The organism is Timaviella obliquedivisa GSE-PSE-MK23-08B, assembly GCA_019358855.1.
In the GTDB taxonomy this organism is placed as follows: domain Bacteria; phylum Cyanobacteriota; class Cyanobacteriia; order Elainellales; family Elainellaceae; genus Timaviella; species Timaviella obliquedivisa.
Genome location: JAHHII010000012.1, coordinates 57950 through 71460, shown reverse-complemented (window position 1 = coordinate 71460; position 13511 = coordinate 57950). Strand labels below are relative to the sequence as shown.

At 48.2% G+C, this 13511-nt stretch carries 12 protein-coding genes; 8 read left to right on the top strand and 4 right to left on the bottom strand.

The window, feature by feature from the left end:
- Positions 1 to 86: 86 nt before the first annotated feature.
- Complete coding sequence (locus tag KME11_18410; GenBank protein MBW4517184.1) at positions 87 to 743, bottom strand: sugar transferase; 657 nt, start codon at positions 741 to 743, stop codon at positions 87 to 89.
- Positions 744 to 1339: 596 nt separating this feature from the next.
- On the opposite strand from KME11_18410, the gene KME11_18405 reads away from it, so the two are divergent.
- Together KME11_18405 and KME11_18400 are read left to right on the top strand one after the other, a co-directional pair.
- Positions 1340 to 2839: a family 10 glycosylhydrolase gene (locus tag KME11_18405; GenBank protein ID MBW4517183.1), complete on the top strand. Its 1500-nt coding sequence runs from the start codon at positions 1340 to 1342 to the stop codon at positions 2837 to 2839.
- A 95-nt stretch (positions 2840 to 2934) separates the two neighbouring features.
- Positions 2935 to 3765: an HpsJ family protein gene (locus KME11_18400; GenBank protein MBW4517182.1), complete on the top strand. Its 831-nt coding sequence runs from the start codon at positions 2935 to 2937 to the stop codon at positions 3763 to 3765.
- A 7-nt stretch (positions 3766 to 3772) separates the two neighbouring features.
- Here KME11_18400 and KME11_18395 read toward each other — a convergent pair whose 3' ends face one another.
- A complete protein-coding gene (locus tag KME11_18395; protein ID MBW4517181.1) occupies positions 3773 to 6052 on the bottom strand; it encodes a bifunctional (p)ppGpp synthetase/guanosine-3',5'-bis(diphosphate) 3'-pyrophosphohydrolase in 2280 nt (759 codons plus the stop codon).
- A gap of 388 nt (positions 6053 to 6440) precedes the next feature.
- Here KME11_18395 and patD point away from each other — a divergent pair, with 388 nt between their 5' ends.
- Positions 6441 to 6770: a heterocyst frequency control protein PatD gene (gene patD, locus KME11_18390; protein ID MBW4517180.1), complete on the top strand. Its 330-nt coding sequence runs from the start codon at positions 6441 to 6443 to the stop codon at positions 6768 to 6770.
- A gap of 196 nt (positions 6771 to 6966) precedes the next feature.
- Here patD and KME11_18385 read toward each other — a convergent pair whose 3' ends face one another.
- On the bottom strand, positions 6967 to 8175 hold the full coding sequence (locus tag KME11_18385; protein MBW4517179.1) for a peptidoglycan DD-metalloendopeptidase family protein: 1209 nt from the start codon (positions 8173 to 8175) through the stop codon (positions 6967 to 6969).
- Between the two features lie 611 nt (positions 8176 to 8786).
- Here KME11_18385 and pgeF point away from each other — a divergent pair.
- Together pgeF and KME11_18375 are read left to right on the top strand one after the other, a co-directional pair.
- Positions 8787 to 9587: a peptidoglycan editing factor PgeF gene (gene pgeF, locus KME11_18380; GenBank protein MBW4517178.1), complete on the top strand. Its 801-nt coding sequence runs from the start codon at positions 8787 to 8789 to the stop codon at positions 9585 to 9587.
- 115 nt (positions 9588 to 9702) lie between these two features.
- A complete protein-coding gene (locus KME11_18375) occupies positions 9703 to 9996 on the top strand; it encodes a hypothetical protein (protein MBW4517177.1) in 294 nt (97 codons plus the stop codon).
- On the opposite strand, the gene KME11_18370 is transcribed toward KME11_18375, so the two are convergent.
- A complete protein-coding gene (locus tag KME11_18370; GenBank protein ID MBW4517176.1) occupies positions 9993 to 11333 on the bottom strand; it encodes a dihydroorotase in 1341 nt (446 codons plus the stop codon). The two genes, KME11_18375 and KME11_18370, sit on opposite strands and share 4 nt — an antisense overlap.
- 207 nt (positions 11334 to 11540) lie before the next feature.
- On the opposite strand from KME11_18370, the gene lepB (KME11_18365) reads away from it, so the two are divergent.
- The 3 genes from lepB (KME11_18365) to psbQ all read left to right on the top strand — a co-directional run bounded on the left by lepB (KME11_18365) (position 11541) and on the right by psbQ (position 13506).
- Positions 11541 to 12224: a signal peptidase I gene (gene lepB, locus KME11_18365; GenBank protein MBW4517175.1), complete on the top strand. Its 684-nt coding sequence runs from the start codon at positions 11541 to 11543 to the stop codon at positions 12222 to 12224.
- Positions 12225 to 12296: 72 nt separating this feature from the next.
- A complete protein-coding gene (lepB, locus tag KME11_18360; GenBank protein MBW4517174.1) occupies positions 12297 to 12908 on the top strand; it encodes a signal peptidase I in 612 nt (203 codons plus the stop codon).
- Positions 12909 to 13056: 148 nt separating this feature from the next.
- A complete protein-coding gene (gene psbQ / locus KME11_18355; protein MBW4517173.1) occupies positions 13057 to 13506 on the top strand; it encodes a photosystem II protein PsbQ in 450 nt (149 codons plus the stop codon).
- The last annotated feature ends 5 nt before the right edge of the window (positions 13507 to 13511 follow it).

The window sequence follows — 13511 nt, the reverse complement described above, 5'->3', positions numbered from 1 at the left end:
AAATTAAAGCCCCTTCTCTTGCGATAAGAGAAGGGGCTTGTACAAGCTTGCTTTATTTGAGAAGAGAGCTAAGCCAATTAGTAAGCTTAGTAAGCTCCTTTCTTGTTGAAGATGACTTGAAGTGTTCTCAAAATCAGCCTAAGGTCATAGCCCAATGACCACTTTTTTTGGTAGTCCAAGTCCATTTCAACAATTTTCTCGAAGTCTTCGACATTAGAGCGACCGTTGACTTGCCATTCGCCTGTCATGCCCGGCTTAACTGTTAAACGTTGAAAATGATGCTGTTGATATTGCATGACTTCATCAACTGAGGGAGGACGAGTTCCAACTAAGCTCATTTCGCCTTTGAGAACGTTCCAGAATTGAGGAAACTCATCTAGGCTAGTGCGGCGCAAGAAACGACCAACACGAGTAATACGTGGATCGTTTTGGTTTTTGAAAATTAACCCTTTGGCTTCGTTAGTGACTAGGTGTTTGAGGCGATCGGCTTCGGTAACCATGGAACGGAATTTCCAGATTTTGAAAGTTCGACCATTAAGTCCACAGCGGACTTGGCGATAGAATACTGAGCCTGGATTATCGAGTTGAATGGCGATCGCAATGGGAAGCAAGATGAGCCCTGTAATGGCTAGACCCACCCCTGCACCCAAAATATCAATCAAGCGCTTAGTCTTACTGTGTACGGAAGGATGCACCTGCATTAAAGGTGTTAAAGACGTTTTGTTGGTAGAATAAGCCATCATAGGCGTTGCCAGTGACGATTGGCGTAGGAATTGGGATGTCGTAATCACAAGCTGCAAGCTCCTTAACAGGTCAACTAAGACTTAGATGTGGGCTTTCGATCTAAAGGTGTTGTTATCTAAAATGTAAGTTCGCTTCTTAAGAGAAATATGGTTTTTGCAGGGAGTTTGCCTAATCTTTGAACAAGGAGCGGCTTATATAAAGTTCCTGCACGGACAGTATGTATCTTCTCTTTGTGTGCTAAGTATTTGCACTGACACAGCTATTCTTTTTGCTACCCAAAAACCTCAGTGTCGAAGATGTTTTTCTTCCTGAGCTTTGCGTATTTATGCTTAGAAGACGTTTTAGAACGTTGAGAGTTCCCTGATGAAGTGAAGATGCTTGGGAAGCTACGGTACAAAGGCATTTGAAGTCAGCGGTGAGATGAAATCTTTAAACTTATAGAGAATGTTTTCAACCTAGGAACACCTTGATCAGGAGAGTTTTAGGTGAATGGAATGGGCTTAACTTTATGATTCATGATGATTCGTGAGAAAGCCTGCCCGTAAGTGGGTCTATAGAGCAAGATATGAGTGCGAAAAGAATAACTAGATTGTTCATGAAATCTGTAAATTTTCTGTCTGGCTTACGCTCTCTTTTTTACTGCAACTTGTGGATTATGGTGATGGGGTTAAATACCCCCAGCAGCGTTAGAGCAGCACAGACCCTTTCTGCTTGCCAGGTGTCAAATGAGGCGATCGCCCAACTCTCGACTCTGCGGCACGTGGCAGTTCAGGGCGAAGATGATGCGATCGCCCAAGCCGAATACCGCGATCAGCAGCGACAACTCGCTGATCAACTTCGCAATTGTCGCAGCCAAAATTGGCCCCAAACTCAAGCTATTTGGCTCCGCCTTTACCCTTGTGATGTTCGTCCTGGAAAACTAGATGAGATCTTCGATCGCATTCTGAGCCAGGGTTACAACCAAGTCTATCTAGAAGTTTTTTCAGATGGACAGGTGTTGCTGCCCAGCCAAGATAATCCAACAGCCTGGTCTTCGGTATTATGGCAGCCTGGATATGAGAGGCGAGATTTATTGGCAGAAGCGATCGCCAAAGGGCGTGCCAGAGGCATCAAGGTCTATAGTTGGATGTTTGCCCTCAACTTTGGCTACACCTATAGCTTGCGCCCTGATGCCGAGCAGACATTGGCGCGTAACGGACGAGGACAGACTAGTCTTAGCCTTGGTAGCCCAGATGTGACCCCGACAGGAGCCATCGCTTCTAACGAAACGTTTGTTGATCCCTACAGCCCTCAGGCTCAGCGGGACTACGCTACGCTAGTCCAAGCCATATTGAACCGACAGCCCGACGGAGTCTTATTTGACTATTTGCGTTACCCCAGAGGAACAGGCGGCAACACGATCGCCAGCAAAGTGCAAGATTTATGGATTTACGGAAGCGCTTCCCAGGAAGCACTCTCGCAACGCGCCCAAAATGACAGAGGACGAGAATTGATTCGGCGGTACTTGGCTCAAGGCTTTGTCTCTACCACAGAAATGACGGCGATCGCGTCTCAGTATGATCAAAACAAAGAGCCTCTTTGGCAAGGGCAACTCCCTTCTCCCGCACCTCTAACCCAGGGTCAGCTACAAAACCAACTCTGGTATTTAAGTATTGCCCATGCGTTTCAGGGCGTGCTCGACTTTCTATCCATGGCAGCTTTGCCAGTGCAGCAGCGAGGAATTCCTGCCGGAGCCGTATTCTTTCCAAATGGTAATCAAACGATTGGTGCGCAAAGTTATGACGCGAGGTTACAGCCCTGGGATCAGTTTCCAAGTGCCATGGAATGGCATCCGATGGCGTATTCAACCTGTGGTGATATGAGTTGTATCGTGGCAGAAATTCAGCGCGTCATGGCGAAGGCTCCGCCTGGAACTCAGGTGATTCCGGCTTTGGCAGGAACCTGGGGAGCCTGGTTCAATGAGCATCCGCCGTTAGAGTGGCAAATGTTAACGCTTCAGCAGATGTCCCCCCCCATTGATGCAGTCAGCCATTTTGCATTTTCTTGGCAAGATGAGGCGTATGAGCGCGATCGCAAGACCTGTCGTTTGCAATAAGCTCTCTGCTCAAATCTATTCAGTAAACCAAGCGCAGGTGATGCGTGTAGAAATTTTCGGGGAATCCTGAATGAGTTCTGTTATTCCCCTTCCCCATGCCAGCAGAAAGCCATTCCTCTTCCAATGTCTCCCATCTCCTCAAATTTGCAGGCGCAGTGCTCATTTTAGGCATCATCATTGACTACCTGACCCTTGCTTTTCCGCCTAACTTTCTAAACAACGCATGGCTTGCCAACCTGATTGATCAATTTGTAGGGCGTGGAGTGGTTCCCCTGCTGGGTTTGGCGCTATTGTTCTGGGGCATGTGGATGGATGACTCCATTAATCAGGGGTCTGCTCGGAAGCTTCTAACTTCAGCGGTGCTGATGGCATCTGGGTTGGGAGTCATGTTTCTGCTGTTCACGCCGCTGTACTTTAACAGCAATCGCTTAGTCAGTGCGGCTTCTACCCAGGAGATTAACAAGGAGGTGGAGACGGCGGCCCAACAGTTAGAGCGACAGTTGACGATGCGGCAAGGTCAGGTCAATGCCTTGCTGTCGAACAGTGAGGAAGCGGCAAGGCTGGATGCAGAACTACAGAATGACCAGGTTGTCGCAGCCGATAAAGCCCAGCTTCAGGACTTGAAAGAAACGCTCGATCGCGTTAAAAATGATCCGAAGCTGTTGGAGGCAGAAGTCGCAAAAGCACGGGCGACTGGCATCAAGCAAATTGAAGAGCGGCAAGGTCAAGCAAAATTGAGTCTTCAAGGAGAAATGCGTCGTGCTCGACTGCGGATTACATCCATTAGTTTTGTGCTAGCGGTGGGCTACTTAATAGTGGGCTGGAACGGGTTTAGCATGATGAAAGAGACTCAAACTCATTTGCCTACTAAAAAATCTCGCTCAAGAAATCCTCGGCAGAAACGCATGGGTAAAGGCAACGCTTAGCCGTCTTCTAGACTTCTTCAACTTGGTTCAACCGTTTAAGCTTCAAAATATCGCTCATTTTACGAATTTGGGTGAAGGTGCGCTCAAGCTGCTCGTGGTCAACCACATCAATGCCGAGGCTAATGGTAGCGGTTTGACCTGGGAAGGTTTTAACCTGGGCGCTGCGGACGTTAATGTTGTAGTCGCTCAGGCGAGAGAGCACGTCTTTGAGAACGCCAACTCGATCGATGACTTCGATTTGCAATTCTACAGGGTAGGTGGGTGGACGATGGTTCTGAAGGTTTTTATCATTCCAACGAACCGGGATCAGCCGATCGCCCGGAATCGCGTCGGTGTTATGGCAGCCCTGCCGATGAATAGAAATGCCTCGGCTACTCAGAGTTACGACTCCAATAATGGGTTCGCCCGGAACCGGATTGCAACAGCCAGCCAGTCCATACAGCAAGCCTTCAACGCCAATAATAGGAGAATCTTTAGAGCGGCTACTGGGCAAAGACGCAGGCGCAGAAGCGGTGGGGAGAAGCGTACTGGCTAAGGCGCTGTTGCTAGGAGCGGGGGCGATCGGTTGACGAATTTTGATTGCTTCCCGGATGCGGTTCAAAACCAGGTTAAGCGTAACTTCGCCATAGCCAACTGCGGCTAAAAGATCTTCAGCGGATGAATAGTTACAGCGTTCGGCAACAGCCTGCATTGGTTCGGACTTGAGGAGGGCTTCAAAACCGCTTTTCCCCAACTCTTTTTCCAGCATTTCTCGCCCCCGTAGAATATTTTCATCGCGGTGCGATCGCTTATACCACTGCCGAATCCGGTTACGAGCGCTGGTTGTAACGGCAAAATTGAGCCAATCAAGGCTAGGACGAGAATTTTTTTGGGTAATAATTTCGACAATATCCCCTGTTTTTAACGGCGTGCCCAGGGTCACCATCCGCTCATTGACCTTTGCGCCTGCACAGTGATTGCCTACCTCAGTGTGGATGCGATAGGCAAAGTCCACAGGGGTTGCGCCTTGACTAAGGGCAAAAACATCACCGCTGGGCGTAAAGACGTAAACCTCAGCATCGAATAAGTTATCTTTGATGCCCTGCATATATTCCTGAGCATCTTTCATATCGCTTTGCCACTCCACAAGCTGACGAAGCCAAGTGAATTTCTCGTCTTCAGTCGTGACTTTGGCAACAGAGCCGCCTGTTTCCTTATATTTCCAGTGGGCAGCAATGCCGTATTCTGCCACTTGATGCATTTCTAAGGTGCGAATTTGCACTTCGATAGGACGACCAGAAGTGCCAATCACGACGGTATGAAGGGACTGATAACGGTTGGGCTTGGGCAAACCAATGTAGTCTTTAAAGCGACCTGGGATGGGGCGGAAGGCATCGTGAACAACGGCTAGGGCACGGTAGCATTCATCGTTGGTTTCAACAATGATGCGGATAGCCGCGACATCATAAATATCTTTGAAGCTTTTCTGCTGCTTCTGCATTTTTTGGTAAATGCCATAGAGGTGCTTAGGGCGACCGTTGATATCGTGGCATTTGATGCCGAGTTGGGTGAGGCGATCGCGCAGCATTTCTCCAACCTGAGCCAGGCGTTCTTCGCGCTCAGTACGTTTGCCCGTCACCAATCCTTGCATTTCTCGATAAGACTCTGGCTCCAGGTATTTGAACGCCAGGTCTTCTAGTTCCCACTTTAAACGACCAATCCCCAAGCGATTTGCCAGGGGAGCGAAGATCTCACGGGTTTCTAGGGCAATGCGACAGCGCTTTTCATCGTTCAAATGCTCCAATGTTCGCATGTTATGAAGGCGATCGGCAAGCTTGACCACAATCACCCGAATGTCTTTTGCCATTGCCAAAAACATGCGACGAAAATTTTCTGCTTGTTGATCTTTTTTAGAGGAAAAGTTGAGTTTAGAGAGCTTGGTCACGCCTTCTACTAACTGCCGAACGCCTGCCCCAAAACGGCGTTCGATTTCTTCAGCAGTTACGTCTGTATCTTCAATCACATCATGCAAAAATCCTGCTGCCATCATGTCAGCGCTGCCGCCTAATTCCCGGAGTAATCCAGCAACGGCAACAGGATGGGCAATGTAAGGTTCTCCAGAAGCGCGGAATTGACCTTCGTGTAGACAGTAAGCAAAGTCAAACGCTTGGCAGACTAGCGAAACATCTGAAGGTAAGCCATCTGAACCTGCGCAGCTTAGGGGCGATCGCTGATTGATTAAACACTCCTTCAGCCAATCAGGCAATGTGATATCGGTCGGGAGCGTCGGTGAAGCAGATGAATTCATGCTTTTGAGCACAGAGACCATAGGAATATCCGAAGGAGTAGTGTTTGCAATAATACTTGATCTAGCCCGTAGGCAATTTGAAAATAATCTGGAAGTACGACCTCGGTAAACCTTCCAGAGATAACAACGTTAAAGCTCGGACATAACCTCAAAAGATAAATAAAAAATTATTTAATGATTTAGGGTGCCTCAAGCAGTTGGGTCATGAACTGCGATCGCCTAGATTGTTAAAAATACTATCAAATTTTAGGTGTTCCTAGTTACAATCTCTTCCTCTATCGATAATTTATGGCTCTAGCAAGCCCTGTGCGGGTCAAACAATCTGATGAAAGGAGGTCTAACTTTAGAAAGTGAACTGCGAAGGGCAAAGAACAGCAAAGACAGGTTAATGGAAAAACACCGCCAGTACTACGAAGACATCCGACAACAGGTTGCCCAACTGCAAGCGATCGCGGTTCGTCGGCAAGATGTAGCCAAGTTCCAGGAAATATTTTTGAAGGTACAGCAGAGAAGCAGTGAGGTCGATGAGGAGCTAGGGGTGAAAACTCAATCTTATCAAACTGAAATTGATAAGCAGTTACGATTGCTCAGTATAGACTTGATGTTCTTAAAATCGGCTCGTCAACCTGCAACCCGTGAGCAACGATGGGTCATGATGGGCGATCGTCTTCATCTCTTGGTTGTCTACTGTGATGCGCTTCTATCACCAGATTTCTAGAATAAATCACCAAATTTTTAGAATAAAATCATCCTAATGAAATCATCGGTGCTACTTAAAACTGCGATTCAATAAACACTTAGCACTTTCAATCCACACTTAGCACAAAAGAAGTAGTACGAAAGAAGGTGCGTTTGATCTTAAAATCAAACGCACCTTCTTTAATAGTCGCCTTCAAGAACTCCGAGAGAACAATCTATCTCTTCAGGTTAGGGTTTACGATCGTCCGAGCAGTTCCCTCTATCTGAGTATTCTTTTTAACAAACTGTGCCTGTTTTGCTTCTTGAAGAACAACCTTAAGCCGCTGGAGAGGATCAACAACCTGAGCTACCAACGGTTTCTTAGTTTGAGCAAGTTGGAGGTTAGTCACAAACTTCGCTAGAGAAAACTCCAGCGCTTGCCCTGGATCCATCGTAACCCAGGAGCCATCTGAGCTTTGTTGACGAAACTCAAAGTGGAGATGAGGCCCTGTTGAATTTCCAGTGCTTCCTACTCGACCAATTACTTCACCCTGTTTCACAACCTCTCCAGGCTTCACAAATAGCTCAGATAGGTGAGCATAAAGGGTTTCTTCAGTATCTTTGTTATGTCTTAGCACTACAGCCAATCCGTACCCGCCCATAAAGTCAGCAAGCTCAACCTTCCCTGCAAAAGCAGCAAGCACTGGAGTACCTTGCTCTGCCCCTATATCACTGCCAGAGTGGAAGCGGCTTTCACCAAAAATAGGGTGGATGCGCCAACCGAAAGCTGAGGTAATGACTGCTGGGATTGAAAGAGGAAACAGCATCCCAATGTTGCCATTACCCAGCTTTGCCGGAGGACGAGAGGTGAGGTTATAGTAATCTCTGCCAGAGGGAGTCGTGCGTCCTGAAAGTCCAACGCCGTAAGAACTGAGGCTAACGGAACCCACGCTGACTGAGGTGTAGCCACCAGAATAGGCTGGAGCACCCTCGGATGATTGGGCTATGGAGTTATTTTGAAGTTTGGCACAAATGCTTCCAGGAGCAACGTCTCCCTTGTTCACCACGGCTTGACACCCCGAAGACCGCTCAGAAAGGACGATCGCACTTGGTGCCTCGTAAGTAGTTGCGCCCACATCATAAGGCGTAGAGTCAATGTAGTTGTTGCCCAAAGCCTTTGCTTTTTCAGCTAGATCTGGAGAAACTAGGGGTGCCTCGGCACTGACTGGCTCAGAATTACCAGGCTCTACTGGCTGAGCAGCAGGGGATGGAGCCGCGATCGCCTCCGGTGCGATTTCTTCAGGTGGGGAGGGTTGCGGCTCCACGGCAATAGAAGAAATCGGGGCAACAGCAGGAATTGGGGTTGGAGGAGCAGCCTCTAGGAGATCGTGAGCGCTTGGGACAACGGGTATTTCTGAGGGGGGTGAAGTCTGAGCTACAACCATCCCAGCCGAACCCATAAAACTCATGCCGCTGAGACAACTGAGTCCGCTTGCCAGCAGTGTCCGTTGGCTAAAGAAGCGGTGAGATATCCGTTTTGAATCAGGTCTTTGAGTCATGACTGCGTCTTACCAGAAAATGTTCGGGCGATCGAGGTTACCCTGAGATGAATTCTAAAGTTGCAGCGCCACTCTAGTGCCGTTGGGCAAAAAATTGCTGCATCCATTGACTAATTTAACCAGATGAATGTTCCTAACTATCATTATCCTAAGGCTACGTGATTGTAACATCAGCTACCCTTAAGGCTTTACAGCATCTTCACTGACCTAATCTGGGTGAGTAAACCGCTTTCTCATTTGCTATCTTAACCCGCTAGTTTTATCAATCGTCTCGTTCTACTGCTTGGTACACTCCTAGTTTTACCTTTTCAGGATGATTCTAGAATCTTTGTAGCCATTCATTATCAGCTTTTGATTCTAAAGACTGATATCACAAAGTCAATATAGCTCCAATAGATTAAATCTAGTTTCATGCCGCAAATATTGCGCCTTGTCAAACATTGCTCTCTGTACGAATGATTCAGTCGGTTGTCTTTAATCTTTTACGCTCTATCCGTATGAACACTTGGCACTGGCAAACCTGGCAAACTCTTCCCTACTTAACCTGTGCTCTTCTAGAAGACTTTCCTCATGGGTTCTTCACACAACAGTTCTGGGCGCGTGCTCCGGGAGAGCTTGTGCAAATCCTTGAGCCCACGGCTCAGGTTTATCGAGTCAAGCAGGTTCATGGCAATGTCGTCCTGAGCCCATCAGAACTAGAAAAGCCACCGAGTCGGGACGAATCTTCTTTATCAGATTTATCAGAAGCTGATGGGCTAGTCACAGAGCAGAAAAGTCAGGCGGTCTGGGCTTGCAGCGCCGATTGTACGCCAGTCTTGATTGCGGATATGGCGACAGGGACGGTAGCAGCGGTTCATGCAGGATGGCGAGGGACAGCGGCAGAAATTGTGCCTCGGGCGATCGATCGCTTAATCACTCAAGGAAGCCAGCTAGCCAATCTCCGAATTGCCCTGGGGCCAGCGATCGCTGGGGAAGTCTATCAAGTTTCTACAACTGTGGCGGCTCAAGTCACTGCCTCGCTTTTCCCCAAAGCAGGGACTGAGACTGAGGCGATTTTGGCAGCCGCTCAGCAAATACCCCAGTCTCCTATTTTGCCCGATCCCCAGCCTGGGCGGGTTAGGCTTGATGTGCGACGGGTCAATGCGTTGCAGCTTGAGCGAGTGGGAATTCGGGCTGAGCAGGTTTCGATCGCTCCTTATTGCACCTACCAGACCCCTGAATATTTCTTTTCCTATCGCCGCGATCGCCAAAAGAAAGTGCAGTGGTCAGGAATTGTCAGCCAAAATTGGGGAAGTTAAGCCATATTAGTCTCTATAGCCACATATAAGTTCGGGTAAGTTCAGGTAACATAGCGTTAGTCTAAAGTCTAGATAAGGACTCAGATTAGTAAGTGTTGAAACTTCATAGAGTTCTATGGATATTAGTATTGTTAGTTTCGCGCTTACTTTTATTTTTTTGGGCTTTGGAGTGAAAAGACAGCGCCCAGAGAAAACTCATAACTACACTCAGCAGGTTCTGGGCTGGCATTACTTTTTGAGTCCTGCTGAGGAGAACCACAAAATTTACATGACGGCAGACCGGGATGGAGTTCACTGCCATGACTACATTTTGCTGAAAGACGAGACTGGCTCAACTCGGTATCAGGTTGAAATCATTGAACATTATGACGCATCAACAATTTGGACAGCGCTGCTGGTAAGGCGCTAGGAGTTATCCCTCTCATCAGTAGTCTCAAATGTCAGTGCTCGTCCGCGGACTTCGGTATGAAGGGTACCGCGATCGTACACAACTTGACCTCCCACAAAGGTAATGACTGGAAATCCGGTGAGGTTCCAACCTTCAAAAGGACTCCAGCCGCATTTAGTCTGTAGCTCTTCCCGAAGCACAGGACGATAGGTTTCTAGATCAACTAGAACTAAGTCAGCATCATATCCCGCAGCGATCGCCCCCTTTTTAGGAATTTGGTAAGCCTGGGCGACTGCCGTAGACATCCAGCGAGAAACTTGAGCGATCGTGCATTTTCCCTGCATTGCCTGGGTCAGCATGAGGGGCAAAGAAGTCTCTACTCCGGGCATTCCTGAAGGCGTATTGGGGTAGGGCTGAGATTTCTCTTCTAGCGTGTGGGGCGCGTGATCAGTGGCAATAAAGTCAATCACGCCGTCTTTTAGGGCTTGCCAAAGGACTTCGTTATCGTGGGGCGATCGCAAGGGCGGGTTCATTTGAGCCAATCCGCCGATGGTTCGGTAAGCATCGGTGTTAAGTAATAAGTGCTGCGGCGTGACTTCGGCAGTGACCCAAGCAGGCTTATCTTGGCGCAGCAAATTTGCCTCCTCGGCGGTTGACATGTGGAGGATATGCAGCCGTCGCTGGTAACGCCTTGAGAGCTTAAGCGCGAGTTGAGTGGCTAGGAGGGCAGCTTGGTTATCTTGAATTTGAGAATGGACAGCGGGGTCGGTTTGGTTGGCAAATTGAGTACGGCGATCGCGGATGCGAGCTTGGTCTTCGGCATGAACCGCAATCAGACGCTGCCCTTCCGCAAAAATTTGTTCTAATGCAGACTCCTGATCCACCAACAACGCCCCATGCATCGAACCCATAAAAACTTTGATGCCAGGGGTCGGATGAGCTTCTAACAGGTCGGGCAAATGCTCTGCTGTCGCCCCAATGAAGAAACCATAGTTGACCAGACACTTAGAAGCAGCACGCTGAAGTTTGTCATCTAACGCAGCCTGAGTTGTGGTCAAAGGCTTCGTATTGGGCATTTCTAAAAAAGACGTGACCCCGCCTTTAGCGCAGGCACAACTCGCGGTAAACAAGTCTTCCTTGTACTCCAGCCCAGGTTCCCGAAAATGCACCTGCGGATCGATCACTCCCGGCAACAAAGTCAAACCTTGTGCGTCAATCTCTATGGCTCCAGGTTGTAGCGCGATCGCGGGTGCAACCTGAGTAATTTTTTGTCCGTTGATCTGAACATCGCCCAGTAGGAATTCGCCATTGGGGCACAAGATGCGGGCATGACGAATCAGTAAGTGAGGAACAGTCATAGGGAAAAAAGTAAAAGGTAGAAGGTAAGTTGATCAAGAGAGGGCTGTACAGATTAAACGTCTGCACTTTGGATAAACCTCTATTATGTTAGAGCTAGGTGGCGTATCTCTAAAGGGCGCATCAACAAATTGTTCTAGCTTATTTACGTTAAACTGGTCGTCCCGTTCTGGGTTTTTCGACTGGAACTGAATCGTTTCAAGTAACCTATGTCAAATCACTCCGAACCTAACGACAATTCTCTGCCGCCTGTTCCTAATGAGGATCAATCCTCTACAAAACCTTCGCCTCATCAAAAAGATGAAAATTCTTGGGTAGAAGCTTTAAAAACAATCGGACTTAGCCTTTTCCTGGCACTGGGAATTCGGCAATTTGTTGCTGAAGCACGATATATTCCCTCCGAGTCTATGGTGCCGACTTTAGAGATCAACGATCGCCTCATCATCGAAAAGCTAAGCTATCTGGTTCAGCCGCCCCAACGGGAAGACATCATCGTGTTTTGGCCCAACGATCGCCTGAGACAGCAACAGCCCAAACTCAAAGATGCCTTCATTAAACGCCTGATTGGCTTGCCGGGAGAAAAGGTAGAAGTGAGAGCAGGAAAGGTTTACATCAACGATCAGCCTTTGCAGGAACAATATATTGAGGCTGAGCCAGAGTATGAATGGGGCCCTGAAATCGTCCCTGACAACTCCTATTTAGTCTTGGGCGATAACCGCAACAATAGCTACGATAGTCACTTCTGGGGCTATGTTCCTCGTCAAAACATTATTGGGCGCGCGGCATTCCGATTCTGGCCCCCAACCCGGATCGGCAACGTTGACCACGAAACCCTGGGTCAGACTGAACAGTCTACTAGCTTAGATAAACCGAGCAGTTCACTGGCTCCGTAGGTCAACTTAGAAGAATAACTCCAGTAACACCCTGGGATAGCAATTCTGCAAAATCCATTTCTTCATGAATTTATGAGCCTTGATGTGTCTGAACAATCGGATCGCTCCTCTCGTCAAAAGACCGAAAACTCCTGGCTCGAAGCTGCAAAGACCTTAGGGATCAGCTTACTTTTGGCTTTTGGCATTCGGCAGTTTGTTGCCGAACCTCGCTATATTCCTTCTGAATCCATGATGCCGACTCTGGAGGTGAACGATCGCCTCATGGTTGAAAAGTTGAGCTACCTATTCCATCCTCCTAATCGGGGCGATATTGTGGTGTTTTGGCCCCCCGATCGCCTTAAGCAACAAAACCCAGAGTTACAGAAGGACGCTTTTATTAAACGGGTCATTGGCTTACCTGGCGATCGAGTAGAAGTTAAAGAAGGAAAGGTTTTTATTAACAATCAGCCCTTGCTTGAAGACTATATTGCCGCCAAGCCTAACTATCGATGGGGCCCTGAAACTGTTCCTGAGGACTCCTATCTCGTTCTAGGCGACAACCGTAACAACAGCTACGACAGCCATTTTTGGGGCTATGTCCCTCGCCAAAACCTGATTGGGCGGGCAGCATTCCGGTTTTGGCCTCTCCCCCGCATCGGCGGCATCGATCATCAAGAATCCTACCTGTCTCCTTCTGCTCCATGAATTCTGCTCCATGAATACAGCTACGGTCTAGCCAAGCTCTGAATCTACCTGGCTCCCTTATCTCCACCACACCCTAAACGGGATAATATCTAAGGAGTCATCCGCTGATGATTTCAAAATTTTGTCCTTCTAGCCCTTAACCCTGCTTATGTTTCGTTTTAGGTCTATTCTGGCTCTTGCCTTGGCGGCAATTACTGTTTTCTTGGTGAGCTGTAGTGGCGCTCCTGTGGCAAAAGGGCCTTTGTATAGCGATGCTCAACTTGAGCAAATTCAAGTCTACAAAGCAGGCGTTGATACCCTGCGCGATCGCCTCCTTGAACTCCCTGCGAAGGTGCAAGCCGAAGACTGGACAGAAGTTAGCTCTTTTATTCATGGCGATTTGGGCGAACTTCGCACTAAAATGGCGGGCTTAGCTCGTAAGCTTGCCCCCGAAAAAACTCAAACTGCTGCTTTAGCTGCTGCTAAAGACGTGTTTGGACATCTCAATGAAATTGATGAAGCCGCGACCGAGCGTGATCCTTCTAAAGCGCTAAAGAACTACAATGCTGCGATACAAGACTTTGAGGTTTATCTGAAATATCTGCCCTCAGCCTCTTAGAATGA

What these genes read in the sequence shown, in the direction of transcription:
- KME11_18410 (MBW4517184.1), bottom strand. Translation starts at nt 743, where the DNA reads ATGATGGCTTATTCTACCAACAAAACGTCTTTAACACCTTTAATGCAG.
- KME11_18405 (MBW4517183.1), top strand. Translation starts at nt 1,340, where the DNA reads ATGAAATCTGTAAATTTTCTGTCTGGCTTACGCTCTCTTTTTTACTGC.
- KME11_18400 (MBW4517182.1), top strand. Translation starts at nt 2,935, where the DNA reads ATGCCAGCAGAAAGCCATTCCTCTTCCAATGTCTCCCATCTCCTCAAA.
- KME11_18395 (MBW4517181.1), bottom strand. Translation starts at nt 6,052, where the DNA reads ATGAATTCATCTGCTTCACCGACGCTCCCGACCGATATCACATTGCCT.
- patD (MBW4517180.1), top strand. Translation starts at nt 6,441, where the DNA reads ATGGAAAAACACCGCCAGTACTACGAAGACATCCGACAACAGGTTGCC.
- KME11_18385 (MBW4517179.1), bottom strand. Translation starts at nt 8,175, where the DNA reads ATGGTTGTAGCTCAGACTTCACCCCCCTCAGAAATACCCGTTGTCCCA.
- pgeF (MBW4517178.1), top strand. Translation starts at nt 8,787, where the DNA reads ATGAACACTTGGCACTGGCAAACCTGGCAAACTCTTCCCTACTTAACC.
- KME11_18375 (MBW4517177.1), top strand. Translation starts at nt 9,703, where the DNA reads ATGGATATTAGTATTGTTAGTTTCGCGCTTACTTTTATTTTTTTGGGC.
- KME11_18370 (MBW4517176.1), bottom strand. Translation starts at nt 11,333, where the DNA reads ATGACTGTTCCTCACTTACTGATTCGTCATGCCCGCATCTTGTGCCCC.
- lepB (MBW4517175.1), top strand. Translation starts at nt 11,541, where the DNA reads ATGTCAAATCACTCCGAACCTAACGACAATTCTCTGCCGCCTGTTCCT.
- lepB (MBW4517174.1), top strand. Translation starts at nt 12,297, where the DNA reads ATGAGCCTTGATGTGTCTGAACAATCGGATCGCTCCTCTCGTCAAAAG.
- psbQ (MBW4517173.1), top strand. Translation starts at nt 13,057, where the DNA reads ATGTTTCGTTTTAGGTCTATTCTGGCTCTTGCCTTGGCGGCAATTACT.